Annotated in this window: 1 protein-coding gene and 1 pseudogene; both read right to left on the bottom strand. The window is 58.0% G+C overall.

Translation table 11 applies throughout. The features are described from left to right. A pseudogene (locus C487_RS00010) lies at positions 1-788 on the bottom strand (ATP-binding protein); the annotation flags it as partial. A gap of 41 nt (positions 789-829) precedes the next feature. After that, the coding region (locus tag C487_RS19050) for an AAA domain-containing protein (protein WP_241431033.1) at positions 830-1194 on the bottom strand (365 nt) is incomplete at its 5' end.

Below are 1194 nucleotides of genomic sequence, written 5' to 3'. Positions count from 1 at the left end.
CCATTGCTGTAGATGTCAAGTCCCTCGTGGGGCGTGTACTCGAGTGCGAGGATCGCATCGTCGGTTTCGCGTGTGAGAGACGGATGAGGCGAGTCAGCCACTGTCTTGAGTGGATCGCCCTGATCGACTGACTCGCCGTTGATCACGACCGAGACGCCTGTCCGGGACTGCACGTACGCGAAGCGCTTGCGAAGATCGCGAACGTAGCGCCGCCACCGGTAGCTGTCCGAATCTGGCACTTCGTCTTCGTAGTGATCGATCTCGACGAGCATCCCCTTGAGATGGTGCTCACCGTACACAAGTTGGCCATCGCGCCCGCTGACGTCTGCCCACGGCCCAGAGTCGCGTCGATCTCGATAGTCAAAGTACAGTGCGGTGTCATGACTCCAGATGCGCACAGCGCCCTTCGCGATGATCGCACCCTTGCCGATACCCCATTCACCGATTGTTTCGTCGTCGGCTCGTTGCTTGCTTCCTGCACCCAGCACTGAGAGGTTGCGTCGCCCTTCGGTCGACTCGAGGTCAACACCAGCGCCGTCATCGAGGATGAGCGATCGTTCAGGCGAGATACTGACCAGCACACGGGATGACCCAGGACTGTCGATGCCGTTTTGGACCGCTTCACGGATCGCGTCTGTGAGATCCGCCATCTGATCTTCGATAAGGTACGTTGCAACCCGTTCGTCAGCCGTCATCGTCACGGTCTCCTCAGTCGATGGCTGACTGGCCGGCCTCGAGTCGGTTGTCTCGTTCGTCGCGAACTCCGAGAGCGTCGGATGATCTGTCATGGTGTCCACCCATCTGGCACCACAGAAACCGAACCGAGCGGTTACTTGGGAACTGGAATGAACTCCGGTTCGACCTGACGTAGTCTTCCGGTGTTCTCGAGGAATGAGTAGAGATCGTCGTACAGGCCAGTGTCTTCGTCAGTGCCGTCTGCGGATGAGCGTAACGTGTACCAGTCGCCGACGATCGCACAGAACCGCTGGGCGCGAGTCATCGCGACGTTCAATCGCCGAGGACCGTCAATGGGTCGCCCGAGGAAGCCTGTCTCGCCCGCTGCATTACTTCGAACTAACGAAATTACGATTACGACCTTTTCGCTTCCTTGGAAGGAGTCGATCGTGTCGACCGAGATGTCCCTTCCAGAATCAATATGTCTCGCTAACTTCTTTCGAATAGCGTTAGCCTGGG

Source organism: Natrinema pallidum DSM 3751, from assembly GCF_000337615.1.
GTDB classification, from domain to species: Archaea; Halobacteriota; Halobacteria; order Halobacteriales; family Natrialbaceae; genus Natrinema; species Natrinema pallidum.
This window is presented reverse-complemented; position numbering and strand designations above follow the sequence as displayed.